The 26,345-nt window shown below is 50.4% G+C and carries 25 protein-coding genes; 9 read left to right on the forward strand and 16 right to left on the reverse strand.

The window, feature by feature from the left end:
- Positions 1 to 4 precede the first annotated feature (4 nt).
- Positions 5 to 763, reverse strand: coding sequence for a type 1 glutamine amidotransferase domain-containing protein (locus tag B9G79_RS13955; RefSeq protein ID WP_088566055.1), 759 nt, complete (start codon positions 761 to 763; stop codon positions 5 to 7).
- Between the two features lie 99 nt (positions 764 to 862).
- Between B9G79_RS13955 and B9G79_RS13960 the strand changes: the two genes are divergently transcribed.
- A complete protein-coding gene (locus B9G79_RS13960) occupies positions 863 to 1,771 on the forward strand; it encodes a LysR family transcriptional regulator (protein WP_088566056.1) in 909 nt (302 codons plus the stop codon).
- 14 nt (positions 1,772 to 1,785) lie between these two features.
- Here the strand turns inward: B9G79_RS13960 and B9G79_RS13965 are convergent, their stop codons facing one another.
- Complete coding sequence (locus B9G79_RS13965) at positions 1,786 to 2,220, reverse strand: OsmC family protein (RefSeq protein WP_088566057.1); 435 nt, start codon at positions 2,218 to 2,220, stop codon at positions 1,786 to 1,788.
- Between the two features lie 56 nt (positions 2,221 to 2,276).
- On the opposite strand from B9G79_RS13965, the gene B9G79_RS13970 reads away from it, so the two are divergent.
- A complete protein-coding gene (locus B9G79_RS13970; RefSeq protein WP_088566058.1) occupies positions 2,277 to 2,831 on the forward strand; it encodes a GbsR/MarR family transcriptional regulator in 555 nt (184 codons plus the stop codon).
- Here the strand turns inward: B9G79_RS13970 and B9G79_RS18605 are convergent.
- Positions 2,739 to 3,041, reverse strand: a complete 303-nt coding sequence (locus B9G79_RS18605; protein WP_088566059.1) for a TIGR03643 family protein — start codon at positions 3,039 to 3,041, stop codon at positions 2,739 to 2,741. The two genes, B9G79_RS13970 and B9G79_RS18605, sit on opposite strands and share 93 nt — an antisense overlap.
- Positions 3,042 to 3,070: 29 nt before the next feature.
- Positions 3,071 to 3,475, reverse strand: a complete 405-nt coding sequence (locus tag B9G79_RS13980) for a thiol-disulfide oxidoreductase DCC family protein (protein ID WP_088566060.1) — start codon at positions 3,473 to 3,475, stop codon at positions 3,071 to 3,073.
- Positions 3,476 to 3,545: 70 nt separating this feature from the next.
- Between B9G79_RS13980 and B9G79_RS13985 the strand changes: the two genes are divergently transcribed.
- Positions 3,546 to 4,844, forward strand: a complete 1,299-nt coding sequence (locus tag B9G79_RS13985; RefSeq protein ID WP_157678789.1) for an ABC1 kinase family protein — start codon at positions 3,546 to 3,548, stop codon at positions 4,842 to 4,844.
- A gap of 13 nt (positions 4,845 to 4,857) precedes the next feature.
- Positions 4,858 to 5,916 (forward strand): cytochrome-c peroxidase, encoded by a 1,059-nt coding sequence (locus tag B9G79_RS13990; RefSeq protein ID WP_198298017.1) that lies wholly within the window; start codon positions 4,858 to 4,860, stop codon positions 5,914 to 5,916.
- A 4-nt stretch (positions 5,917 to 5,920) separates the two neighbouring features.
- On the opposite strand, the gene B9G79_RS13995 is transcribed toward B9G79_RS13990, so the two are convergent.
- The 3 genes from B9G79_RS13995 to B9G79_RS14005 form a co-directional block, all read right to left on the reverse strand.
- Positions 5,921 to 6,790, reverse strand: a complete 870-nt coding sequence (locus tag B9G79_RS13995; protein ID WP_088566063.1) for a LysR family transcriptional regulator — start codon at positions 6,788 to 6,790, stop codon at positions 5,921 to 5,923.
- Between the two features lie 425 nt (positions 6,791 to 7,215).
- Entirely contained in the window at positions 7,216 to 8,046 is an 831-nt protein-coding gene (gene fghA, locus B9G79_RS14000) for an S-formylglutathione hydrolase (RefSeq protein ID WP_088566064.1), read from the reverse strand.
- A gap of 16 nt (positions 8,047 to 8,062) precedes the next feature.
- Positions 8,063 to 9,172 (reverse strand): S-(hydroxymethyl)glutathione dehydrogenase/class III alcohol dehydrogenase, encoded by a 1,110-nt coding sequence (locus tag B9G79_RS14005; RefSeq protein ID WP_088566065.1) that lies wholly within the window; start codon positions 9,170 to 9,172, stop codon positions 8,063 to 8,065.
- Between the two features lie 85 nt (positions 9,173 to 9,257).
- Here B9G79_RS14005 and B9G79_RS14010 point away from each other — a divergent pair, with 85 nt between their 5' ends.
- The 4 genes from B9G79_RS14010 to B9G79_RS14025 all read left to right on the forward strand — a co-directional run bounded on the left by B9G79_RS14010 (position 9,258) and on the right by B9G79_RS14025 (position 13,789).
- Positions 9,258 to 10,157, forward strand: a complete 900-nt coding sequence (locus B9G79_RS14010) for a LysR family transcriptional regulator (protein ID WP_088566066.1) — start codon at positions 9,258 to 9,260, stop codon at positions 10,155 to 10,157.
- 180 nt (positions 10,158 to 10,337) lie between these two features.
- Positions 10,338 to 10,787 (forward strand): DUF3015 family protein, encoded by a 450-nt coding sequence (locus tag B9G79_RS14015; RefSeq protein WP_011163441.1) that lies wholly within the window; start codon positions 10,338 to 10,340, stop codon positions 10,785 to 10,787.
- 29 nt (positions 10,788 to 10,816) lie between these two features.
- Positions 10,817 to 12,703: an Lnb N-terminal periplasmic domain-containing protein gene (locus tag B9G79_RS14020; protein WP_232468702.1), complete on the forward strand. Its 1,887-nt coding sequence runs from the start codon at positions 10,817 to 10,819 to the stop codon at positions 12,701 to 12,703.
- A 63-nt stretch (positions 12,704 to 12,766) separates the two neighbouring features.
- Positions 12,767 to 13,789, forward strand: a complete 1,023-nt coding sequence (locus B9G79_RS14025) for an SDR family NAD(P)-dependent oxidoreductase (RefSeq protein WP_088566068.1) — start codon at positions 12,767 to 12,769, stop codon at positions 13,787 to 13,789.
- Between the two features lie 45 nt (positions 13,790 to 13,834).
- Here B9G79_RS14025 and B9G79_RS14030 read toward each other — a convergent pair whose 3' ends face one another.
- From B9G79_RS14030 to B9G79_RS14040, 3 genes are all read right to left on the reverse strand, one after another.
- Positions 13,835 to 14,398 carry a DUF3341 domain-containing protein gene (locus B9G79_RS14030; RefSeq protein WP_088566069.1) on the reverse strand — a complete coding sequence of 188 codons (564 nt, stop codon included), beginning with the start codon at positions 14,396 to 14,398 and terminating at the stop codon, positions 13,835 to 13,837.
- Positions 14,399 to 14,406: 8 nt separating this feature from the next.
- Positions 14,407 to 14,757, reverse strand: a complete 351-nt coding sequence (locus B9G79_RS14035) for a BON domain-containing protein (protein WP_157678790.1) — start codon at positions 14,755 to 14,757, stop codon at positions 14,407 to 14,409.
- Positions 14,758 to 14,926: 169 nt separating this feature from the next.
- Positions 14,927 to 15,232 (reverse strand): hypothetical protein, encoded by a 306-nt coding sequence (locus B9G79_RS14040; RefSeq protein ID WP_015090029.1) that lies wholly within the window; start codon positions 15,230 to 15,232, stop codon positions 14,927 to 14,929.
- Positions 15,233 to 15,409: 177 nt separating this feature from the next.
- Here B9G79_RS14040 and B9G79_RS14045 point away from each other — a divergent pair, with 177 nt between their 5' ends.
- Positions 15,410 to 16,276 (forward strand): DUF72 domain-containing protein, encoded by an 867-nt coding sequence (locus B9G79_RS14045; protein ID WP_088566071.1) that lies wholly within the window; start codon positions 15,410 to 15,412, stop codon positions 16,274 to 16,276.
- A gap of 3 nt (positions 16,277 to 16,279) precedes the next feature.
- Here the strand turns inward: B9G79_RS14045 and B9G79_RS14050 are convergent, their stop codons facing one another.
- The 6 genes from B9G79_RS14050 to B9G79_RS14075 all read right to left on the reverse strand — a co-directional run bounded on the left by B9G79_RS14050 (position 16,280) and on the right by B9G79_RS14075 (position 26,332).
- Complete coding sequence (locus tag B9G79_RS14050) at positions 16,280 to 16,642, reverse strand: 4a-hydroxytetrahydrobiopterin dehydratase (protein WP_088566072.1); 363 nt, start codon at positions 16,640 to 16,642, stop codon at positions 16,280 to 16,282.
- A 62-nt stretch (positions 16,643 to 16,704) separates the two neighbouring features.
- Complete coding sequence (locus tag B9G79_RS14055) at positions 16,705 to 19,803, reverse strand: efflux RND transporter permease subunit (protein WP_088566073.1); 3,099 nt, start codon at positions 19,801 to 19,803, stop codon at positions 16,705 to 16,707.
- 1 nt (position 19,804) lies between these two features.
- Positions 19,805 to 21,082, reverse strand: a complete 1,278-nt coding sequence (locus B9G79_RS14060; RefSeq protein ID WP_088566074.1) for a TolC family protein — start codon at positions 21,080 to 21,082, stop codon at positions 19,805 to 19,807.
- A gap of 120 nt (positions 21,083 to 21,202) precedes the next feature.
- Positions 21,203 to 22,648, reverse strand: coding sequence for a L,D-transpeptidase family protein (locus tag B9G79_RS14065; RefSeq protein ID WP_232468704.1), 1,446 nt, complete (start codon positions 22,646 to 22,648; stop codon positions 21,203 to 21,205).
- A 177-nt stretch (positions 22,649 to 22,825) separates the two neighbouring features.
- The gene (locus tag B9G79_RS14070) at positions 22,826 to 23,155 is read right to left on the reverse strand and encodes a DUF1904 domain-containing protein (protein ID WP_232468705.1); all 330 of its coding nucleotides are present in this window, start codon (positions 23,153 to 23,155) and stop codon (positions 22,826 to 22,828) included.
- A gap of 21 nt (positions 23,156 to 23,176) precedes the next feature.
- Positions 23,177 to 26,332 (reverse strand): tail fiber domain-containing protein, encoded by a 3,156-nt coding sequence (locus B9G79_RS14075; protein ID WP_088566076.1) that lies wholly within the window; start codon positions 26,330 to 26,332, stop codon positions 23,177 to 23,179.
- Between the last annotated feature and the right edge of the window lie 13 nt (positions 26,333 to 26,345).

Below are 26,345 nucleotides of genomic sequence, written 5' to 3' on the forward strand. Positions count from 1 at the left end.
GACACTATTTTAACGTCTTGGACAGTTCTACAAGCTTCTTCGCGACCGCGTGTCCCGACTGGGGATTCTGACCCGTCACCAGTCTTTCAGACACAATCGCCTGCGAATTCCAGTTTTTTACCGGATGCATTGTTGCGCCTCGTTCACGCAAAGTGGATTCCAGCATGAAAGGCACCACTTTGCTAAGGCCTACTTCGTTTTCTTCAGCGTCCGTGAAGGCACTGACATCTTTGCCTTTCACCAAATAATCACCATTGGAAAGTTTCACGTTCACCAGGGCCGCAGGCCCGTGGCAGACCGCCGAAACAATACCGCCGTTTTCATAGATAGCTGCCGTCAGCTTGTCCATATCAGGCGAGTTTGCAAAGTCCCACATGGCCCCGTGCCCCCCGGCAAAGTGAATCAACTGATAGTCTTTTGAATGGACCTTGCTCACCGCCAGAGTGTTCTGCATTTGCGACATCAACTTCTTGTCTTCCACGAACTTCTTGTTATCAGGATCCTTCAAATCAAGGCTGGATTCGTCCATCGTGGCCACTCCTCCTTTGGGGCTGGCGAAGTCCACTTTATATCCGGCTTTGATCAACGGATAATAAATATGCGTCACTTCCGACAGATACCAGCCCGTTTGTTGGCCCGTGCTGCCTTTTACGTTATGGTTTGTCACAACAATCAATGCCTTTTTCATGGTTTTACCCTCTTCCTTGGCCTGGGCGCCGACCGACAGTCCCACTACAGCCAAAATAGTTGCCAGAGCTTTCATAAGTGATCTCCTTTGTTACAGCCTCAAGGATGCCCGTTTCATCCTAATCTATCAATTTCATAGCTTTCATAATGGCTATCTGAAATAATCATAATTACTATGAAACCTGGCCTGGATTTAAACCTGTTATTTATCATTGAAAGCCTGTACCGGACGTCGAACATCTCAAAAACAGCCGAAGAGCTGAACATGAGTCAATCCGCCGCCAGCCACGCCCTTTCCAAACTGCGTGATCACTTCAATGATCCTTTATTTGTTCGCGTTCCCAAGGGAATGTCGGCCACCCAGACGGCTAAGAACATGCGTGCTTCTGTTGAGGCGTTCACCCAGCAGGCCCGTGCGCTGGCCCAGCAGTCCGAAAAGTTCGACCCCAAGAAAGCCCAGGACCGCATCAGTATCGCCACCACAGATATGGTGGAAGTGATTCTGGCTCCGGCCTTGTTAAAAAGACTGAAAAATGAAGCACCGGGTTTACAGATCTCTTTCCGCCCCACGGGCGGCGACCTTCCCAAGTCAGAACTTGAAAGCGGAGTGTATGATCTTGCCATCGCCGGATTCTACAAAAATCTTCCTGAAGGCTTTTATCAGGTGAAGGTTTACGAGGATGGCTTTTCAACAGCCTATCGTAAGAATCATCCCATCATCCAGGGAACACTGAAAGCCGCACAGTTTTACGAGTGCGACCATGCCCTGATCACGCTGCAGGGGGATTTCAAAGATGGCCTGCGCAAACGTGTGAACGGCAAAACTCTGGAACGTCATATTGCATTTGGATCTTACAGTTTTACCGGACTTGCGTGGACAGTGGCTTCAACGGATTTGGTGCTGACAGCCCCTTCACAGCTACTCAAGAAGTATGCTGAACACTTCCCGGTGCACGTACAAAAATGCCCCGTCGACATACCCAAGATTGAGATTCGCATGATCTGGCATTCTTTGACTCATAAAGATCCCCTGAAAGCCTGGTTCCGCGAGGTCTTAAGGCAAGAATTCCAAAAGCTGTCCTAACTGGCGGGAACTCTCTAAGACACATGAAATTCAAACACCTTCTCAGTCTTGACTGAATTCAGAATCATGCAGTTTTCGGATGTCCTCGCCAGGATTCTTTTGGCATTTTCAATCTGCACACAGCCCTCAAGATACACAGCAAAAACACAACGGGCCATCCACGGTCGCCCTGCCTCATCCCGATCCACAGTCAGTTCTGATTCCACCCGAAGACTTTCATAGGCCAGTCTTGATTTTTCAGCGAACACTTTAAAAGTGGCCACAAAACAATTCTGCAGCGCCATGACATAAAGATCCTCAGGGCTGAATCCGCCCCCGGGCCCTTCAAATTCTGCGGGTATTGCCATCTGAAGACCGGCATCTACTGACATCGGTTTGGAATCCCACGGTGTCTGAATTCCCGACAAGCTTTCGGCCCTTGCTTTGAAGAACATTGGATACTTGCTCATAACAAACTCTCCTCAAAATCTTGCTGCCTTATATGGTTCATGGTAGCATGAACTAAATGAAAAAAGCAGACCCAAAAAACAGCATCCCCACCAGCACTGCCGAAATTAACAAACTCCGCGACTTGTCAGAGTCTGTTGGGGACTTTATTCGCTATTGGGGCTTTCGCAGAATTCACGGCCAAATTTGGACTCAGGTCTTTTTGTCAAAGACCAGTCTTAGTGGCGCCGAACTGACTCAAAGACTGGGCGTATCTAAAGCTCTGATCAGCCCGGCCCTTTCCGAGCTGGAAGCCTATGGCCTCATCCTGATGACAGAAGACGGAAAGAAAACAAAACGATACTCGGCGGCCCCGAATGTCATCCCTGTGATCAAAGACATTCTTAAAGAGAGAGAAGCCAAAATCATCGCGACCGCGCAAGAAAAATTCGGGACACTCCACAAGATCCACGAAAAAAGAGGCGAGCAGGAATCGCTGCTTCAATCCGACCGTGTCGAAGAGCTTGGACAGATGATCACTTTAGCGCAATTTGCCCTGAATTTTATTATCGGACAAAGTGACGAAGAATCCCTGGCTTGCTGGACGGAAGAAGCACTGAAAGCTGAAAAATAGAACTACAAACACACGCCGCCTCCAGCGGCTGAACGCATTCCCTGACAGCACTGATCTCATGAAGTGAACGAACTCATTGGGCGACAGCCCAAACTGCACGGCAATCACCTCAAAAGTCGTGCGATCCTCCCAGCCCATGCGAACAAGTCTGGCGCGATCTTCTTCAGAAAAACCGGCAAACTTCTTTTTCAGCTCTTTTGAAATTCCCATCCGACCCTTTCCCGCCTTTCTAAAGCCGCTTAGGTTTGGCAATAAGGGCTGTCAGAACATTCCTTCCTCGGCAACAACGGCCGGACTTTTGCAAACAAGAAGTAGCCTGCCTCCAGAGTCTTTTTTACCGGACCAAATGAAGCCAAAGGAACAATCTTTTTCAAACTTTCCAACTGAGTCCAAATCACAATAAAGGCTTCAACCCCTGTAACGATATGACCCTCAGAATCTCGAACATGAAGACTCTTATGAATTTTGTATGGATCCAGGCCTTCTGAAATCGCATCAAAGTCCGAAGAGGTGATGTCAATAAATGTTATACGATCGGCCCCTTTGAGTTTCTTATAATGAGTTATCTCACGCGAACACAGGTGGCAAAGGCCATCGTAATAAACGGTGATTCCAGATTGAGACGCGCTTTTTAGCTTTTCCATCTTGAACTCCAATTTAGTTCATAGTAGTATGAACCATATTGAAAGTCAATATTCACCAGGAGAGCCCGGCATGGGATCCATCTTTAACAGTCAATTCAAACGGACGTTTGAACTGGCCAAAATGGCCACTAAGATCGGCCTGAAGGAACTCTCCTCCGGCGACATTCAATCCAGGATCGAGCAGGCCAAAATTCTTACAGAGACTCTGGGAAACCTCCGAGGTGCCGCCATGAAGGCCGGTCAGCTCTTAAGCCTTGATCTGGATGACTACTTCCCTCCCGAAGCGATTCAAATTTTATCGCAACTGCAAAACCAAGCTTTTGAAAGCCCCGAACTGGATCTTGCTCAGGTGCTTAAAGCTGAATTGACTCAAGACCAGCTTCGACTGCTGCAGAACATAAACTATAAGCCGTTCGCAGCGGCCAGCATGGGGCAGGTATATAAGGCGAGCGTCTCAGGCAATCCAGTTGTTATCAAAGCTCAGTATCCGCATCTTGAACAATCAATTGAAAATGACATAAAAGCCCTGAAAAGACTGATGTCCACTCTCTGCCTGTTGACTGGCAGAAGTATGAATCTTGAACATCTCTTTGTGGAAATTGAAGAAGTTCTGCGGCAGGAAGTAAACTATCTGAACGAGGCCCAGGCCCTTTCAAACTTTACAGAGCTCTTTGAATCCCACGCCTGGAAGTACGCCAGAATCAGAACACCAAAGCCCCTGCATCACCTTAGCACGAACAAAGTCCTGTGTCTGACTTACGAACAGGGCCTCACACTTAAAGAGTGGATCGACACCCGTCCCCCGGTCGAAAAACGTGAGATCATTGCCAAGGCCCTGTTAGAGCTTTATGTCATGGAATTTTTTGAGTGGGGCTTCGTGCAAACTGATCCCAATCCTGGAAATTTCCTGATCCGGCAAGTCCCCGAATTGGAAATCGTAGCCCTCGACTTTGGCGCCTCCCGGCGCTATCCGCCGGAATTCAGAAAAAACTATGTCGAGCTTCTTCATTCTATTCGCAGCACCTCACCGGAAAAGATCGTGCAAACGGCGGTTGAGTTTGGACTGCTGGATTCACGCGAGTCTGAAGATGCGAAAATGGTGTTCGTTGAACTTTTAAAACTTGGTATGAGTCCGTTCTTCCAAAATGCCAATGGCCAAAAGTTCGACTTTAAAAATGACAAATTCGCGAAAGAAAATGCCCGGCTTTCCCGACAGCTTGTGCAAAGCCTCAAGTATTCTCCACCGCCACACAAGCTGATCTTCTTGCACCGCAAGCTTGGGGGAATGTTTGCCGCCCTTAGAAAGCTCGAAGTCGAGCTGGATTTGCGCGAATATTGGGACCAGATAGAAACAGCAGATATCAATTGATAAAGGAGGCCTCTTGAAAACAGCTCGTATACGGTTCTTAACCTTGTCAATGGCAGCCTGTGGAATTTTCCTGACGATCCCCAAGGTGGCTTTCGGCACGGACAAGGAGCTTGCGAAAACCGCAAAAGCACTTTTTGGAATCATTCCGGCGAAAACAGCGGCCCCTGACAAAGTCACTGCCGCCCAAATAGAGCTGGGCAGAAAAATATTTTTTGACTACAGACTTTCCAAGGATGGCAGCACAACTTGCGTTCGCTGTCACCAACCTCAGTTTTACAGTACGGACCGACTGCCTCAATCTGCGGGATTTAATAACAACAAAGGGGCGCGCAACGCCCAATCGATCCTGAATCTGAAATATCAAGACATCGTGCATTGGCGCAACGACAGAACAAGCATCGAAGACCAGGCCCTGCGTTCGTTCACAACACATTTAAGCTTTGGAAACTCTTCGGAAAAAGAGGCCCTTAAAAGATTGGAACTGGCTGGTTACCAACCGTTGTTCAAGGACGCCTTCCCGGGATCGGGCAATCCATTAACTCTTGAAAATGCCGCCGCAGCACTGGGGTCTTATCAGCGCTCTTTAACCACCCGGGCACCCTTTGATCAGTTCCTGGAAGGCGACATCAAGGCCCTGTCCAATCAGGCCAAAAAAGGCCTGAACGAATTTATAACTGTTGGATGCGCCTCCTGCCACAACGGCACCGCTGTGGGAGGAAGAACCATGCAAAAATTCGGGGTTTATCAAAACTACTGGAATCTTACCAAGTCAAAAAATCCGGACAAAGGACGCCAGGAGATCAGCAAGAAAGATGAAGACCTTTATGTCTTCAAAGTGCCGTCGCTTCGTAACATCAACGAAACAGCCCCTTACTTCCACGATGCCTCGACACAGGATCTGGAAACTGCAATTCGCTGGATGGGCAAGCTTCAGCTCAATAAAGATCTGACGGACGAGCAAGTCAGCCTGATCAAAGCCTTCCTGCAAAGTCTGACCGGTGAACTGCCAAAAGACTTCCGGATTGCTCCGACGCTTTCGCCACAGCCCTACGCTGGACCAGAGCCACTCTGATCCGCTATCCCAAGTTACGCAGACTCTTGGCGATCTGTCGGTACAACGTGCTTTCCGGATTGTTCTTTCGCTGAATTAAAAACACACTCTGCTTTCGGTCTTTTTGGGAAAGCGGTGAATCCATCTCGACCAAACGATAATCCGGAAGCAGCGCCTTGTTATGCAGGTTGACCACAAACTCTGGCAGATAGGCCACACACAGCCCTTGCCGGCACAACTCCATCGCCGATTCCATCATGGTGACGCGGTAAAGAATTTGGCGAGTGTATTCATGATCGGGCCAGCCATCCAAACCCTGCACCTTGGATGGCGTGCCTTGTGTCGGCAGCAGGGGCACAACAAACGGAAGCTCACTCCAATTCAGGCCTTTGAACTTCTTCAGACCAAAAATTCCCATTCTAATTTTTGTGACCTCGGTAAAGTCCACTCCGGCTTTCGGGATGGGCGCATAGGTAATACCGATATCCACGACTCCCTCCGCGATGGCCTGCTCCAGGCGACCGGGCCGGTATTCGTGCAGCTCCAGCGGCCCAAGATCGACGGACTTCAGCAGGTGACTCAGGAAATAAGTGGTGAACACCTCAAAAGAACCCAGGCGATACGGAACTTTCTCCGAATCGGAACGAAGAAGATTTTCCGGAACTTTCAACCATTGATCCAGCAGACCTGCTGTTTCATTTTTAAAACGCTGGCCCGCCGGAGTCAGGCGCAATCCCCGTCCTTCGGGTTCCAGCAACTTTGTGCCCACCTCTTGCTCAAGCAAGCGCAACGCCTTGGACAAGGCCGGCTGCGACACGTGCAACACCTCTGACGCCTTTACCAAGGAACCAGTCTCTGCAAATACCTGGAAGTAACGAACTCGTCCTATATCCATAAGTTAACTATATATAACTTTAATGAACTTTTATTCAACAATAAATATGACTAATTTAGCGGCAGAACCCGTCAGGAAAGGAAATAACCATGAAATATGTCTTAGTATTTGGACTGTTACTAATGTCAGCCCTGCCAGCCCAAGCTGCAAAATATGTATGTAGTTACACAGAAAGCGCGTGCGATGAATACGGCAATCACTATATCTGCTCCACCGGTGACGGATGGGCCGGAGACTACATTTTCTGCTCTCCAAAGGACGTCGGTTCAAAGCAGATCCCCCGAAGCTTCAGGGGCAAAGACTTCCTCAAAGAGTGCATTGAAGAGTGTGTTAATGCGGGAGGCGCTCCGTCCACTTGCCACCATCGATGCTGGTAATCAGCTTCAGCCGAAAAATAAAGTGGCCGGGAATCCGGCCTCTTTATTCTAGAAACTTGCGTGAAACTTGATGTGACTTTCAATGAAAGTCGCAATGAAGTAATAGCTGTGATCGTACTGCTCACAATAGTTCACTTCGTAAGGCTGTCCCGCAGTTTTACAGGCACCTTCAAAGTTCTGAGTCAGCAGCTGGCCTTTTTGCAAAAACTCATCTTGCGTCCCCTGATCAATCAGGATTTTCGCCGGATGACGGGCACCGCTATTTACCAATTCTGTGGCATCGTACTGGGACCATGCACTGGTGTCTGTTCCCAGATATCCTGCGAAGGCTTTTTGTCCCCAAGGACACTGAACCGGATTCACTATCGGAGAAAATGCCGAAACAGAACGATACTTCCCAGGATTGCGCAGCCCCAGAACCAAAGCACCGTGCCCACCCATAGAATGCCCCATGACGGAAATATGCTCAGCAGAAACTGCGAACTGTTTCTGAATCAGGGAATAAAGCTCTTCATTCACATAGCTGTACATCTTGTAGTGGTCTTTATAACCATCCACTGTCGCATCCACATAAAAACCCGCGCCAGAACCGAAGTCATAGCTGTCGTGCTCTCCGGGAAGCTGCAGGCCCCGTGGTGAGGTGTCCGGGCAGATCACCATCAGTTGGTGTTCTGCCAGATACTTTTGCGCTCCGGCCTTGGTGATGAAGTTTTCATCGGTGCAGGTCAGGCCTGAAAGCCAGATCACGCAACCTTTGACTTTGCCCTGGGGGATGAAGGTTGAAAACTTCATCTTGGTTTTGGTCACAGCCGAATCATGCTCCCAAAACTGAGTCAGCCCCTGGAATGTCTTATGTGTTTTTAAAGGTGTTAGATTCATGGATCCTCCGCCCGTTCTACATCTTGATGACAGAACGGATGCTTTTTCCTTCATGCATATAATCAAAGGCTTTGTTGATATCTTCAAGTGGCATTGTGAAGGTCACCATGTCGTCGATGTTGATTTCACCCGACATGTACTGCTCCACGTAACCTGGAAGCTCCGTACGGCCTTTAACACCCCCGAAAGCAGAGCCCTTCCACACACGACCCGTCACCAATTGGAACGGACGAGTTGAAATCTCCTGTCCCGCTCCCGCAACACCAATCACGATGGACTGGCCCCAGCCACGGTGTGCACACTCCAAAGCCGCACGCATCAACTGGGTGTTACCCACGCACTCGAAGGAATAGTCCACGCCCCATTCAGTCATTTCCACGATCACCTGTTGAATGGGTTTGTCGTGTTTTTTCGGATTTACAAAGTCCGTTGCGCCGAACTTCTGCGCCATTTCCCATTTCGCATCGTTAATGTCAATTGCGATGATACGGGAAGCTCCGGCCATTTTTGCACCTTGAATCACAGACAAACCAATGCCGCCCAAACCAAAGACGGCCACCGTCGCACCTTTTTCAACCTTTGCCGTGTTCAAAACAGCGCCAATCCCAGTGGTGACCCCGCAACCCAGCAGGCACACTTTATCCAAAGGGGCCGCCGGATTGACCTTCGCCAATGCGATTTCTGGTACAACGGTATATTCCGCGAAAGTGGAGCATCCCATATAGTGATGAATCATTTTGCCGTCTTTAGAAAAACGGGAGGTTCCATCCGGCATCAGGCCTTTGCCTTGAGTCGCACGGATACGCACACACAGATTGGTTTTGCCGGAAAGACAGAATTTGCACTCTTTGCATTCTGGGGTGTACAGTGGAATCACATGATCGCCTTTTTTCAAAGTGGTCACGCCTTCGCCAACTTCTTCAACGATACCGCCACCTTCATGACCCAGAATCACCGGGAACAAGCCCTCTGGGTCCGCCCCGGACAATGTGAAAGCGTCTGTATGGCATACGCCCGTCGCAACAACCTTGATTAGAACCTCGCCCTTTTTAGGTCCTTCCAGATCAACCTCTTCGATGGACAATGGGGCTCCGGCTTTCCAGGCAACAGCGGCTTTGATTTTCATGTAATTCTCCTTAGTTAATAAGCAGGAATTATAAATTCCCAAGCCCCTCTTGACTAGGCAACGAAAGGAACAATACTGTTTCCACATGGAAACAATAAGATCGTTGCAGGGAATCATAGCCTTCGTCAAAATTGCCGACTCGGGCAGCTTCTCTGCTGCCGCTCAAGCTTTGGGAGTTTCCAAGTCCCATATCAGCAAAACCATCAGCCAGTTGGAATCCGACCTAGGCGTCGCCCTGTTCGTCCGTTCCACCCGCAAGGTGCAACTGACGAGTGTTGGAGAACGCTTCCTGGAAACGTGCCGTCAGTCCCTGCAAAATCTTGATTCTGCAAAAAAAGAAATTCTGGATCTTTCGGACACTCCTCGCGGGGTTTTACGTGTCACTCTGGCGGGCATCTTCGGCGAAGAGTACATTGCCCCCGTAGTGATTGACATGGCCAAGCGTTATCCAGACCTGAAAATCGAGCTGGATTTCTCAAGCCGCGTGGTGGATCTGATTGAAGAAAAATTCGATGTAGCCATTCGTATTGGGCATTTGGAAAACTCGTCACTGCTGGCGCAGAAGATCGCTTCCAGAGTGGAATACGTTGTGGCCTCCAAAGCTTACCTCAATGCGTCCCCGGCCTTAAAGGACCCTGAAGATCTCGCAAATCACAACTGCATTGGCGAAAGATCGTCATGGAGTTTCCGCAAAAGAGGCAAGTCCTTTCAGGTTCCTGTGAAAGGGAATTTTAAATGCAACAATCCCCGCGTTCTGCAAAAGGCGGCGCTATCGGGACTGGGGGTCGCAAGACTTCCAGGCTCTTATGCCTTTGAAGACATCAAGAAAGGCCGGTTGATCTCATTGCTTGAGAATTTCAGCGAAGGCCGTAAAGACATCTGGGCCGTGACCCCTATTCGACACAAGCAAAACATCAATGTGAAGATTTTTATTCAGGAGGTCAAAAAGCATCTGGCAGATGATTATGCGAATGTTCTTTTTTAGCCTTTTTTTTAGGCATACTTGTCCAATGGTCTTGCTGCTTCACATAAAATCCAGACTTCGGGGTCAATAGCGATAGGTTTATCCGTCTACATCGGATGAATCCTTGCCAAGTCTCACTTCGTTTTTCATAATTTTTAGGACTTCGACAATAAAGTCGGATCGACTACAAAAGGGGATTACGTGAAATCATTCATCGTAGCATTGGCTGTTTTGGGTTCTGCGGTATCTGTACAAGCTGCTTCCGGTCTTAAAGGCACTGGCGTTTATGGCGTTGCAGGTTGCGGTCTGGGTTCTTTGGTTTTCGGTAACGAAGAAGGCGCGATGCAAGTTATCGCTGCAACTTTGAACGGTACTGGTGTTCAAACTTTCGGTATCACTTCCGGTACTTCCAACTGCGGTAAAGGTCTTTTTGCCAAAGCTGAAGTGAACTCCTTCATCGAATCCAACTCTGTAGCTTTGGAAAACGACATCGCTCGTGGCCAAGGTGAGACTCTGTCCACTTTGAACAACATGCTGGGCTGTGATTCCAAATTCAACAGCACTCTTCAACAGAACTACAAAGAGATCTACGCTCCAGGCGTGAACTCTTCTGAAAAAATCGTTACTTTGGCTCAATCTTGCCAAGGTTAATGACTTTGAGTTTCTGCAACAAAAGCCTCATGAAAATGGGGCTTTTGCTTTTTTCACTGACCTTCTCTTCGCTGGCTCTGGCAACCAACGATCTGTCCTCTCGCGCCTCCACGGAAAAATGGGCCGACAATGTCCAGTGGTTGCGACTTCTGCAATACGACAAAAACACCTTCGGCGGTTATACCAGCCCGGCTGAAAACCCCGCTTTTTTCCTGCACCCTGAAGGGAAAAACAATCCTTCGCTGGAACTTCAGGCCACCATCTCGGCCCTGATGAATCCAGAAAAGAAAATCAAATCCAAAGATGGCCAGTTCAATGAATCTGCGGCTTGTGTCTTCCCGGCGCGTAAACTGTGGCTTGAAAAAATCAGCGGGCAAAAGCTGCCCTCCGTATCTTGCGAACGCTATGAACGCTTCCTGGAAATCCTGCAGCCACAGTCTTTGACCTATGTGTTTTCATCCTACTATCTGAACAATCCGGCATCTGCTTTCGGGCACACCTTCCTGCGCATCAATAAAAGCGCTTCATCCCGTGACGGCGAACGCTATGAGCTTTCTGACTATGGTGTCGGTTATGCTGCGGTGAAGGTTTCGGACAATCCTTTTATCTATTCATTCCTTGGTGTTTCAGGGCTGATGCCCGGCACCTTTGATATCAATCCGTATTACTACAAGGTTCGTGAATACAACGACTTCGAATCCCGTGACTTGTGGGAATATGACCTGAACTTCACGCCCGAGGAAGTTCAGTTGATCGTCGCCAATATCTGGGAACTGATCAGTGCCGAGTTCAATTATCACTATTTCAAAGAAAATTGTTCGTACCGTATTCTGGCGCTGCTGGAAGCCGCCCGACCTTCGCTGGAACTCACCAAAGACCTCAAGTCCCAGGTGATGCCTGCTGACACCGTCGGAACACTGTATGAACAAAAGGACCTGGTAAAGAACATCCATTATCGTCCTTCCATCCGCGCAACGTTCGACACCCGCTATAAAAAGCTGGGATCCGTGGAACAAGAACGCATTCGCCAGTTTGCGAAGACCGAATCTTTGCCCCAATTGATCGCAGGTCTTGAAACCCAGCAAAAGCGCGACACCCTGGATGCAGCCATGGACTATCTGGATTTCAGATATCCAAAAGAAATTTTGCGCAAACAAGGCGCTTACCTCTTTAAAAAGGACATTCTGCTGGCTCGTGCCGAACTCGGGGGCGCCTCTGAACCTCTGACCGTGCCTGCCCCTTGGAATGAGGCCCCTCACGATGCTCAAGGGTCGCGGCGCTGGGGACTGGGATACCGTGAGTGGAATTCAGACCGTTTCTATCTGATTGATGCAAAACTTTCGCTGCATGATCTGCTGGATCCCAAAAAGGGCTATCCTCCCACTGCCGAAATCACTATGGGCGCTTTCAGTTTCAGCTTTAATCCCGACTCTGATGAAGTTGCATTGGACAAAGCCACCTTGTACGAAGTCATTTCCCTTTCACCGGTCGATGCATTTAATCAGGGCTTTTCCTGGCGCCTGAAAGTTTCCGTCGAGCGCGGGTACGAAAACGGGTGCACTTCTCTTTGCCGCTGGACTGAACTGAGTGGAGGATCTGGCATCACCAAGACTTACTGGAGTGATCTGGATCTCAGTCTTTGGTTGCGTGCCACCGGTCAAACCAGCACGGACTTCGCTGGTGACACGTGGAAGATCGGTGCGGGCCCGTCGGTCAGCGCCCGCTGGAACCGTGACTGGTTTGCACTTTTTGCCGAAAGCTACTATCGCTACGACTACAAAGGTGCTGAGCACGAGTATCGTCAAAATACACTGGGTGTGAACTTCAGTCTGAACAAGTCCTTAAGCCTGCGCCTTTCCGGCGAAGACACAAACTCTGTCCAGCGGGGCGAAGCCCGCCTGCTTTACTATTACTAGCCTCTGCTACCTTACACGTTGAGCTCCCCCCTTCGTCCCCTATGATGAAGAAAAGGAGCTCCTATGAGCCTGACAAAAAAGATTATCACGGGTTTCGCCACAGGTTTTGTTTCCGCCCTGCTGCTTTCCAAAATCAGAACTCAACTGCGATCACGTTCTTTCAAAGGAGCAGTGGTGCTGGTGTCTGGAGGCTCGCGGGGTTTGGGACTTCTGATCGCCAAAGAGTTCTGCCGCGCGGGGGCCAGCGTGGCCCTGACAGCAAGGGACGGTAATGAGCTGCGCCGGGCACAGAACATTTTGCAACTGGATAGCCCCGAAGCTTTGGTTCACACCTTCGTCTGCGACTGTCGCATCCCTCTGGATGTTGAACAGACCGTCGCAGAAGTTGTGCGCACCTTCGGAAGAATCGACGTGCTGGTCAACAATGCCGGCATTATTTCTTCGTCACCCTTGGAACATGTCACTGAAGCCGACTATGAGGATTCTTTGGCAGTTCACTTCTGGGGTCCTTATCATTTCATCGAAAACTGCCTGCCGTTCATGAGTAAAGGCAGCCGTATTGTGAACATTGCCTCGATCGGAGGCCTGATACCCATTCCCCACCGGGCCGCCTACTGCGTGGGAAAACATGCCCTGGTAGGATATTCCCGAGGCCTGCACTCTGAGCTTGCAGCCAAAGGTATCTATGTCACGACAGTCTCACCCAATGTCATGCGCACAGGATCCGTCGATCATGCCACCTTCAAAGGTCAGGTTCAAAAAGAGTACGCCTGGTTTTCCATCCTGGCCTCTTTACCCATGATCAGCACCAGTGCCGACACCGCCGCTCAGCGAATCTTTCAGGCATGCATTCGGGGTGATGCCGAACTGATATTGTCCTTACCCACCAAGATCGCGGCCACCATGCAGGCGCGATTCCCCAATATGTTTTCAGACTTGATGTACTTGGCAAATATGGTGATGCCAGGTCCGGGTCAGGCAACAGCGGTGGAAGGCAAAGACGCGCACTCTTCCATCTCTCCGTCTTTTTTGACAACTTCCTCTCAGCGTGCGGCGGAAAGAAACAACGAAGGTCCAATACACTAAAAGCAAAAGCCCCGGACCAACCGGGGCTTTTTTCTTTAAACCTGATTACGGATGAGACCGCAGATCGCGTTGGGATGATTTATCCCCACGAACCTCACCAGCTTTGGAAATATCCTCCCCGCCGGATTCTTTTAGAATACGCTCGGCTTTGTCCGCCCAGTCCCCGTCGTCCACGTGGACTGAAATCAGGATACCTCCCTCTTTCACATACCCCTCATAGCGTTTGGCTTCGTACTCTGGAATTCCAATACCCACCAGAGCTCCCCCCAAACCTCCTACGGCTCCACCGACACCAAGGCCCGCCAGGGCACTCATGATAGGACCTGCGGCGACCAAAGGTCCCAATGCAGGGATCGTGGCAATCACCCCGGCCCCCACCAGCCAACCCAGACTTCCGCCGATGACAGCCCCGGCGCCGGCTCCGACTGTTGCGCCTTCCGGAGCTTTCGTTCCCTTTTCATGGGCGAACTCTCGCGTCTCGGATTTCTGCGGCATCAGCACTGAGATGTCGCTGTTACGGAAGTTTTCCGCTTTAAGACGTTCCACACAATTTTCAAGTTGTGCACGATTTCTAAAGATACCAAAAACCGAATTATGACCTTTTTCCATAGTGACTCCTATTTTCTGACCGTCATCTGGTCCGTGACTTTGTTACCGGAAATTTCATTGGCAATTCTGCTGATTTTCTTTTTTTCTTCCTGGGATGCCACGGCGCCTTTTAAGGTCACCATGCCATTCTGACTGACGATGGTGATATTTTTACCCATCATCGATACCGATCCATCGCTGTTGATCTTTTCGCGAATACTGCGGGTCAGGGTTGTGTCCGACTCGTTCATGCCCTGATCAGTGGCTTTGGTTGTGGTATCTTTCGTTGTCGTGGTGGAGTATTGATCATCGCCCTTGGCGAGCGTCGTGCAGGCCACTGCACTGATAAGAAAACCGATAAACAAATGTCTGAATTTCATAATGGACCTCCTTTGGTTAATCCCCGCCATAGGTAACTATGGAAGCAAAACCTTGGGAACCATCACATCCGAAATATGCCAAGAAGCTTTGGAAAAGACGCGAGTTCTTCAAGCCACATAATACTTTAACAAAAAGGGCGGACCTTTTTACGGGATCCGCCCCTGGACTTTACCTTGCTAGGAAACGGCACCACAATGGACGACCGCGCACTTCACGAACAGAAGCGCTGGCCGTGTCTCCGGCCTCCACCACCTGATCGATACGCTCTTGCACATCATAATCAGCGCTGTCCCCTGACTGAGGCGCAAATGTAAAGACAACGTACTTCATGTCCAGAGTGCCACCTGTGCTGTTGTGGAAAGAACAACTGTGCACATGGCCACTGGTTCTTAATTTTCCATAGTGACTTTCCAAAAACTTCGCACCCGCTGTTAAAGAGGACGCCGTGATCAAAAACATCAGAATCGTTTTCATACAGAACTCCTTTTTTGTGACGTCAGTCTGATGAAGTCCAGTGGCAACCGTCAACGAGGATAGAATTAAGAAGAGTCCATCAAAATATCCAAAGAAATCTGGTTAGGTATTTTTGTATCTTCAGCCGCAAAGAAAGTTCCGAATGAAAAACGGATTTCCGCAAACTAAAATGGGACCATGGAATACAGAATTGGCACATCAGGTTGGGTGTATCCACCGTGGCGAAACAACTTTTATCCCCAGAATCTTCCCCAGAAGAAAGAACTATTCTATGCCAGCCGACATTTGTCCTCGATTGAAATCAACGGCTCGTTCTATTCTTACCAAAAACCATCCACCTATTTGCATTGGTATTCAGAGACACCGGATGATTTTGTTTTTTCTGTGAAAGGCCCGCAATACATCACTCACATCAGCCGCCTGAAAGAGGTCGAAATGCCTCTGGCAAATTTCTTCGCCTCAGGAGTTCTGCACCTGCGGGAAAAGCTGGGCGTCTTTTTATGGCAACTGCCTCCCAGTTTCGTATTCAATCCGGAAAAAGCAGAGCGTCTGGAAAATTTCTTCCACCTGCTCCCCCGCAGCTTTGAAGATGCGGGGGAGCTTGCAAAGAAATCCGAACGTTTCTCTGCAGAATACTCCCCGGACATCATCAGGATTAAAAAACCGATTCGGCATGCCATAGAGGTCCGTCATCACAGCTTTGAAAATCCTGAATTCATAGAACTCCTTCGCCATAATGATGTGGCACTGGTCTTTGCCGAAACCGCCGGCAAATGGCCCTATATGGAAGACATCACCAGCGACTTTCTTTATCTGCGCCTGCATGGTGACGAAACCTTTTATAACAAAGGTTATGAGCCCGAACAGCTTCGCTGGTGGGCCCAGCGAATCAAAATCTGGGCACAAGGCAGAAATCCCAAAGACAGCCTCACCCTGCTGCCAGCGACAAACGGTGGCGTGAGGGATGTCTTCGTTTTCTTTGACAATGATCTGAAGATCAAAGCCCCTCAGGATGCAGAGGGGCTTTTGTTGCTGTTGAAATAAAAATCAATGCGACATCGGCGCGAACTGATTTCCGGCCAGGGCATCGATTTTGGCGGCGCAGATGAAATCATTTTCTGAGATTCCACCCAGCCCCTCATTCACCGAATGGGTGTAGAACTTCACCACACAGCGATTGTAGCCCACTTCCAGTTCGGGATGATGATCTTCGTTGTGCACGATAAAAGCCAGGGCATTCACAAAGGCGATGGTTTGGTAGTAGTTCTTAAATTCAAAGGACTTGGCAATATGAAGGCCCTGCAAAGTCCAGCCGTCCAGAATTCTGAGATACTGCTGGATTTCTTCCGGTGCCAGGGCCTGATCAACCGGGTGACTTTTCTTTCTTAAGAGTTCCGTCTGACTTATCATAGGGCCTCCGTGGGTTTAAGCTTCATTGTCGCTTAAGCACGAAAGGCCCTCAACCTGACAGTTCACATAGAAGTTTCCCGCCTGTCGAAACGGGCGAAAAGACTGTATACACACGGCACCACGTAAAGGGTCAGGAAGGTGGAAACAAACACCCCGCCGATCACCGCAATCGCCATCGGCTGACGAGCTTCTGCACCTGGCCCCAGACTCATGGCTGCTGGCACAGCCCCGGCAATGGTCGCAAAAGAAGTCATCAGAATCGGACGCAGACGAGTCGGACACGCCTCGATCAGGGCCTGATGCACGTGGATCTTTTCGGCATCCCGGCGCTGGTTGGTGAAATCCACCAACAGAATCGAGTTCTTTTTCACGATCCCCATCAACAGAATCAAGCCGATCATGCTGAAAATATTCAACGACTGGCCACCAATCAAGAGCGCCAGGAAGGCCCCCGAGAAGCTGAACGGCAAAGCCATGAACACCGTCACCGGATCAATAAAGCTGTTAAACTGGGATGCCAAAATCATGTAAGCCACGATGAAGCCCAGAACCAGGGCAAAGATCAGACTCATGAAGCTTTGCTGGAATTCTTCGGCAGATCCGCTCAGCAGAACTTTATATTCCGCCGGCAAAACCCTGCGAGCCACTTCCTGAGCCTTGTCCACGGATTGTTGCTGGCTGAGTCCCGGTCCGATATTTCCATAAATAATGATCGAACGCTGGCGATTCTTGCGTGAAATGCTGGAAGCCACAGACGCCTCTTTGATGTCAACGACCGAGGCGATCGGCACAAGTTCCCCACGGTTATTGCGGACTTTCAAATCCTTGATGCGCTCTTGTGGGTTGCGGCCGTTTTCAAGCATCTTCACACGAATATCGTAGCGATGCCCGCCTTTTTCATAACTTCCGACAACCACTCCACCCATCATTGCATTAAGCACTTCACCGATGGCAATGACACTGACACCCCGGTCGGCTGCTTTTTGACGGTTGGGAATGATCTGCACTTCCGGGGCGCCCGCCTGATAGTCCGAGCTGACATCGGTCATGATCTTGCTGGTCTTCAGTTCTTCCACGATCTGTTCAGAGAATTTACCCAGCTCGTTCCAGTCCGGGCCTTGAATGCTGAACTCAACCGGGAAGCCCTTACCGCCCCCGCCGCCAAACCCCTGGGTTGACGGATCCTGCACCTGAGGTTTTGAATCCGGGATGGTTTTATTCAGATACTCACGCACAACCTCGATAAATTCCTGCTGGCTAAGCTCTTTGTTTTTCTCAGCGGATTTGCCGCGCTGACCTTTGGGCTTCATATCAACAAAGATGATGGCATTATTCGCTTCACCACCTGTGAATCCACCCGCCGCCACAAACGTGGAGCTGACTTCGGACCTTTTCAGCAGGAAATCCTCGATAATCTTCACTTTCTCGTCGGTGAAAGAGATCGCAGATTTGGGAGGATTGCTGATTTGAATCATCAAAGAGCTTTGATCCTGGGCCGGCTGGAACTCCCCTTTCAGGAAGGCCACCGATCCAAAACTCAAAACAAAGAAGATCAAGGAGGCAAAGATCACTTTCCAGCGATGGTTCAGGGACACCTCAAGACTGCGGGTGTAGGCATTTTTAAGACGATCAAACATGTGCTCAAATCCACGTCCGATGCGGGTCGTGCGCTCGCCAGATTCGACGAACTGAGAGGCTCGCATGGGCGTCAGGGTCAGGGCTTCCAGCAGGGAAATCATCACCGCCGCGCTCATCGTCACGCCGAACTGGAACAGGAAGCGGCCGATCAGACCCTCCATGAAAGCAATGGGCAGGAAGATCGCAACCAGGGACACGGACGCCGCCATGGCAGCGAAAGTGATCTCCCGGGCGCCGACCAAAGCAGCCTCACGTTTGCTTTTTCCCATTTCCAGATGCCGGATGATATTTTCCAGAACCATGATGGCATCATCGACAACGATACCAATCGCCAGACTTAAACCCATCAAAGTGAAAATATTCAGTGTAAAGCCGGCAAAGTAAAGAATGATAAAACTTCCCAGAACCGACGTGGGGATCGCCAACAGGACGTTGAACGTCGAAGACCAGGAACCAAGGAACAACCAGCACACCAGGGAAGTCAAAATCGCCGCAAGAATCAGAGTCAGCACCAGCTCATGCACGGATTCTTCCACGAACTTTGTGCCGTCATAGTTCACAACGATCTGCATACCTTCCGGCAGGGTCTTTTGAATTTCGGCAATACGGTCTTTCACCGCGTGCGCCACGGTCACCGCATTGGAACCGCGCTGTTTAACCACCCCAAGCCCCACGGCCGCTTTCCCATTGGCGCGAGCAAACTGCACCACATCGACCATGCCCTCTTTGAACTCCACCACTTTTTCAAGGGGGATCGGCATATAGTTCGGCCCTCCGCCGCGGCTGTTCACCAAGATCTTATTAAACTGATCGATGGTCTTTGCCTCGCCCAAAGTGCGTAAGCTGTACTCGGTCTTATTGTATTCCGCACGTCCTGCCGGAGGCTCAGCATGCTCCGTTCGCAAAGTGTTGGTCACATCGATCACGGAAAGCGCATAGCGGTTCAGGTCTTCATTGCGGACCCAAACGCGCATGTTCGGCTCAAGGTAACCCGGCATCCACAGATTTCCGACCCCTGGCACCGTTGTCAGACGGTCACGGACATAGTCCTTCACAAAGACCATCATTTCCTCCAGTGGCATTTTGTTACTGGAAAGGGACAGCCACATGATCGGGAAATCCTCAGGATTGATCTTCATCACTGTCGGAGAATCCATGTTCTGCGGCAAGGCGTCCTGAATCTGGGACATCTTGGCCTGAACATCCTGGAAGGCCACATCGATATCACGCTCCAGATCAAACTCGACCGTGATGTCCGAGGTACTGTTGCGCGCCACGGAGGAAATATTCTTCACACCCTGGATACTGATCAGGGCGTCTTCGATCGGATCAATGACATCGGCTTCCATCACCTCAGGGGCCGCGCCTTCATACCGCACGGAAATGGAAATAACCGGGAAGTCGACATCAGGAAGTTCACTTACCCCCATGCGCATGAAACTGATCGCCCCGAAGACGATCAGACCAAACATCAGCATCCAGGCAAAGACGGGTCTGCGAATTGATAAATCAGACAATGTCATCTTAGTCTTCCTTCACTTTCGGAGCTTCAATTTCTGCCGAAGCCACCTTCAGCTTCACCAGTTCCATTTGTGCTGCAAATCTTGCCTGATCCAGTGCGCGCGCCGCAATTCTGAAATCAGTCAAGGCCACCTGCACGTCGATGTTTCGAGCCAGACCGCGGCGATAGTCTTTCTGCAAAACTTTGTAGTTGCGCTCAGACAAGTCCCCGGCTTTTTCCAAAGCCTCAACCTGCTTTAGGCGCGTCTGGAAATTTTCATAATAAGCACGAATCTCCTGATCAGCCTGCCGGCGCAAACGCGACAACAACAGATCCGCTTCGATCCGCTTGGAGGCCGCTTCGCGCACGCGGGACTGGGTGGTGCCTCCTTCAAACAACGGCACGGTCAGTTTCAACTGAACATCCCAGTTCAGGTCCTCACTATAACCGTCCGGTCTTTTGAAATAGTAATTTCCGGTCAGGTCCAATGAAGGCCAGTGCGCCCCTTTGGCGATGCTGACTTCCTCTTCCATGGCCTGGTACTGACTGCGGGCCGCTTTCACGTCATAGCGGCTTTCAATCCTGTCCAGATAAGACTGCAAAGGAGCGACCTTGACGGACTTGGCCAGTTCCGGATCAGTCAAAGGCTCGGTCGTTGGCAGGCCGGTCAAAAAGGCGAACGCCTCGCGGGCCATCTTCAGATTGCCCGTTATGATCTCGTGTTCAGCATTCAAAGCCGCCTGGCTGCTCTGAGCAGTCAGGGCATCCGAAGAACTGGATTCCCCGCGACGCACGCGTGAGGAAAGTTCCTTCACCCGTTCATCATAGATTTTCAACTGAACCGAAATATTATCCAGATCCTGTTCCAGCGTCAGAATGTTCAGATAAGAACTTGTGACATCCTGATAAAGCTGAATCAGCGCCTGATTGCGGATTTCTTCCTGGGACTGAACCAGGTCTTTCTGCTGACGAACGGCTGCAAATTCACGCAAGCCCCGGAACAAAACCTGATTCGCTGTCAGGGCCACCGTTGTTTGTCGTTCAGGGAAAAACTGCCGAGCCACCGGATCTGACGGAGCCGGCTGCATAAAATAGGTGGCGTTTGCAGAAATCTGCGGGAACATGCCCCCGCGCACCTGCTTCACCCGCTCGCGAATTTGTTGAACTTGTTCATTCTGGATTCCGACTGTTTCATTCTTCTGCAAAGCGGACTGATAAGCCTCTTGCAAAGTCGCGGAATAAGCACCAGAGGAAAGAACTGCGGAAAGACACACAATGGAAAGAGATGTTTTTCTTAGCATCCCATTATTCTTACTGAGGACTCCCAATTTTCAAGACAGATTATTTTAAAGGCGCATTGGGCCAAATAAAAAAGGCCGAAGTTTCCTTCGGCCTTTTCATTCACTCATGCTTGGTGAAATTTATTTGATAACCGCTGGTGGATAATAGTTACCAGCACCCGCCTGCAGGAACTCTGGAACAGAGTTCGTGAAGTCAGTCATACCACCCACACGAACCGCACCGCCTGTTGCATTGTAATTCGGGTGTGAGTAGCTTACGAAGCGACCTTCATCAACCAGGAAGTAACCACGGAAGTTTGTGCCTTGGCCCTTCTTCAACTTTTTGTCGATCTCGTAACGGTCGCCCGACAAGCCGGAAGCCGCAGACTTGCTGTAGTTCAAAGGCATCACTGTCGGATAACGGTTCACCTGATAAACACCACGCTCAATCAGATTCACACCCGGAACCGCACTGATACCCTGAGCACGAATCGTCGCAGCATCCGCCGTCAAACCGTTGGACTGGGCTGCACCGTTCGTCAACAGCATCCATTCCCAAGGAAGAGGGCGCTGGGAATCACGGTATCTGGAAAACGGAGCCGCTTCACGGGAGGCTTCACGAGCATACACACGGTAGATGTCTGTGCCTGGGCCCAAAAGGTGTCTCATGTAAGCCACCGCCTGATTTTCCAAACGCGTGCAACCATGGGAACCCGGGTTGCTGAAGAAGTTGATCATCTTCATGCGAGTGATTTCAATTGGCTTGGAACCGTCTTTACCCCAGCCCATCGTGCCGTGGATCCACTGATAGTTCACGCCACCGTTTTCACCTGCCGGAGTCAGCTTCGCAGCATACCAACCGAACGCGCCATAGTTGGAAGTTTTGCCCTGCTCGTTTTTACGAAGCCACTTTCTTGCACCCATGTACAAGCTCATGCTGTCTGTCACTGGATCTGGAATATCCTTGATGCTTTGACCTGGGGTGTACCAGCGAGGATAGAAGGCTTTACCGTCCTGATAGAACTTCACCCATTCAGAAATGCGGGCATGACCAACCCATGTTTTATAGGCATTATCATCCTGACCATCACCCTCTTCCGGGCGCCCTACAACCATGTCTGTTTCCATCACCATTTTATGCGGGCAGTTTGGCGTCGCCGTGCAACGCTCATAGATACGAGTTTTCTCCGTCGCGATGTTCTGAACCACGAAGTAACGAGATGTTGGCAACGTCAGCTCACGCTCGCTGAGATAGTCTTTGGATACAAAGAAGTCAGAAGAGATATAAGGAGATACAGTGGAAGACTTGATAATCTTGATCTGCACCAGTGGAGTCGCCTCGTTCAAGACGTCATACACTTCCACCAAATCATTTTTGGACAGCTTGCCAATAACATTATTGGCTGTGGTGGAGTTGCTGGAGCGCACGTTCAGCGTATCAGCTGAAATATAGTAACGCTTGCCTACGATCAACTGGCTCTTGCTTACCACCTGGGCGGAAGCATCCGCAACCTGGGCAGAAACAGGGGAACCGGCCAAAACACTCATAAGAACCGCTGCTGCGACTCCGACTAAAGAAGCTTTCATATAATCTCCATTCATTGCAACCAGCCTTAAAGCAAGAAGCGTGAATGGGTTTTGGCACCCTCTATTCAAATAGAACCGGGTTTGAGATTGGGACCTATGAAAGAAATACCCTGCGAAGCTCAATGAGGGCCCTGTAACGAAGGCCCGAGGAGTGTCTAAAAATTTGACAGCGAGGCTTTAGAAATGGATCCCATTTTCATAGTAAGACTCTTGCAGCAGCACCTGGAAAACCACGACAACATCCTCATACCGCCCGATCTTCTTAATCTGTCGAGTGATGATCGAGGCACACTCATCCTGCACCTCCTGAGAGCGGGCAAACCACAGCACTTCCACAAACGGATAAGAAACGGTTTCCTGCCCGGAGGAGAAAAACTGTGTCTGCACCAGTTCGAATGTGAAATTATCAATAGCGGTCTTCATCGCCAGCGCCAATTCCTTGGCAAGGCTGGCACTGAGTTCCTGAACATGTTCTTTTTTTACGGCGCGCATTCTGATGTGTGGCATGCCCGGAAGCATACCACAATGCTATTTGATACCCAAACGGGTTTTGATCAATTCCAGGTCGGCGGCCTGTTGCTGCAACTGCTTTTTGAGTTCTTCATTCTCTTTACGCACGGATTCATTTTCCTGACGCAGAATCATGATCTGTCCATACAGTTCCTGAACCGCGTTCACCGTAGCCCAATGAATCGGATCGACATTCAATTCCAGATAGCCGTCCGCGCGAGTCTTCACAGCATCCGGGATCACTTGTTGAACCTCCTGGGCCACAAACCCTGTCATTGGAACATCAGAAGGAAGTTTGAGAGCATTGTCTTTTTTGTAGTTGTAGCGAATGGTTCGCAGTTTAAGGATTTCGTTCAGACCATATTCATAGTTGCCATGAATGTCCTTCAAGCGACGATCCGAGGCATTCGTCCAGGCCGTCCCCGTGCTCAATCCCGCAGTCCCAACAACGTGCAACTTATAAGACGGCGCCGTAGCTCCGATCCCCACGTTTCCATTTCTGTCGATAGTCATGTGATTGGCGCTGCCAGTGACCGACGTATCCGTCGCCCCCGTCGCCGATGAAGTCGCAAAATACATGCTTCCTGTCGTCGGGGAATAACCGATGGCTCCAGCATACGCACTGCCACCACCATAGCCGGCATAACGTTGGGTGCCGTTATGATAACTGTTAAAGAAGTGGACCAAATCACCCCCGGTATGGAAAATATGGCCTTTGTTGATTTCCAGAGGCTGGCGCGGAGTTCCCGGCCCAATACCAATATAGCCGTTCGTATTCACCTTCAGGGCTTCCGTAGCGCCGATCCACATTCCGATCTGTTGATTGGCGTAAAGATTCAAGCCACCTGTATCTGTACCCGCAACGACAGTCGTTCGAGGTTTGGAGGCGGCAGCAGATCCCATGCCTGAATAGTTGCTCCCCTGGTGGGAGATATACCCATACCGGGCTCCCGTAGCCGCTGTTCCCAAAAGGAACAAAGCACGGGAGTTGGCACTGGTATCATCAGTATTCAACAGGTAATGGGAAACATCCCCGTCGCCAGCTCCATCCACATGAAGCTTCGCAATCGGGTTGGTTGTTCCAATCCCCACAAGGCCTTGCGGATTCACTGTCATTCGGGTCTGCCTTACCGTACCGCCGATTGCCGTGGTTCCGAAGTCGATCGAGGTTCCGTGCGCAGTCGCCGTAAAATCTTCAGCAGCAAGTATTTGAATGGCCCCGGAGTTATTGGAAAAGTTGGTGCCATCATAAGCGCCCAGTCCGTAAAGCCCCATCAGGCGGTCTCCGGTTTGAACAGCCAGACGAGAGGCGTCAGTTCCGCGGGATTTATAGAAAGCGATCTCTGCGCCATTATTGGAATTGGAAATTCGTGAGGCCAGAATAGTTCCGCTTCCGTTGCTATTCACATGCAACGGAGCCGACGGTGAGGTCGTATTAACCCCGACATTTCCATCCCGATCAATCACAAGTCGATACTGATTGTTGGTCTTCAGGGCCAGGCCAAAATAGTCATTGGTTCCAATGAAGGCATCCTGACCAAAAGAGTTTCCGTCCTTAACAAACACATCCGTCAACCCATATCCCGCCGCCGTCGTCGGATTGGTTGCCGCCGTCACGCGGCCATAGGTATCCACCGTCACAGATCTGTAAGTGCCCGCCCCCACTCCGCTGGTGGGAAGATCTGAAGCCGCAATGGTGCGGAATGACGGAGTCCCATTGCCCCCGTTCGGTGCCGCCAGGAATGTTTTTGCCGTCTGCGAACCAAAGTTTGAAGCCGACACAACAATATTTGAACATGTCATCGTATCGGTCAAAGAAGACCACGTCAGAGTCTGCGAAGACGTACAGCTTGTTGCCGGAAACATTGTATTGGTGGCAGTAACCGAGGAACGAATGTCCGCCAAAGACAGATAAGCCGGCACGTAGGTTGAAGTCCCATCATAACGAAGGACCTGGCCCGCCGCCGTCGGCGCCGTTGCGCTGATCGCTTTTCCACGAAGACCGACCACTGAGGCCGCCCCGGTGTTGGCCAAAGAAAGATCTCCACTGATCGCCACACCGGTTGCAACATTGGATCCGTTCCCCACAAAGACTTGTGCAGAAGTCAGGGTCGTTCCCAGTTTACTGCTATCACTCAACGTCTGACACAGGAATTTGCCAACGCCCGATGACCAGTACATAGTCTGCCCCGCCGTGCATCCGGCATCCGCCACGGCTGTATTGAAGGAGCTCTGGGTGACATACCCGCTCAGTGTGGCAGCTAAGCCCGTGACATCGCCGGTCGCGATTGCAGAAGATGTCCATTGAGCCCCGTTGTATTTCAGGAAGTTCCCGCTGGTCGGAGCTGCAGAAGCAACAGCAACGCCCTGAAGTTTAGCCACCGTCGGGCTGGGGTAGTTGCCGCTCAGGTCACCCGTGGCACTGCCCGTGGGGATACGAGCATCCGACAAGCGTGAATCATTCCCTGCGGCGACCGTGTTTGCGGCCGTGCCCACATTCAGTGTCAAAGTCGGGGTTGAAGTTCCATTCACCACCGTCAAGTAAGCGTTGCCAGAGGTCACATCTGTCACAGTACCACCGCTGGCCCCTGCCACCGCTGCACAAGAAAAATTAGTGCCATTATAGCTAAGGAAGGTTCCGGCTCCACAGGTTGGCAAAACAGACTTCAGCACGAAGTCAGCCGCGGTGTTGCTGCCAAGCTTGGCTGCAGAATAAGAATAGCCCGCATAAGGTACCGAACGGATCTCTGAGTCCGGAGAAATCATCTTCCAGCCCGAGCCGTCATGAAACTGCACACGCAGACGACGGATCTCATCAAAGGCCGGAGAATATGTCGCGCCCCCGTCACAGGTGAAAGAGGTTCCGGAATTCTGAAACGCATCCAGCAGTTTGAAAGTCGGAGCCGCCGGATAACCCTTGGTGCCCTTCCCGATAGGAACGTCAAACACCCCTCCGGAATTGGCAAGATTGATCCCATTGACCTGCTCACGGTAAATCACACACAAACCGTCGGGACTTGTGACTTCAAAACTAAAACTGACATTGTTGTATTCCAGCGGAGTTCCATCCACCTTCAGAATGCGTCCTTGATAAGTGAGCGAATTGGGGGACGCTGTCGCAATCTGAGACAAAACAAAGAGGGCGAAGAAAAGTGACGTTCCGAGAATCTTCATACCTGATTTATCG

This window comes from Bdellovibrio bacteriovorus (genome assembly GCF_002208115.1).
Classification (GTDB): domain Bacteria; phylum Bdellovibrionota; class Bdellovibrionia; order Bdellovibrionales; family Bdellovibrionaceae; genus Bdellovibrio; species Bdellovibrio bacteriovorus_C.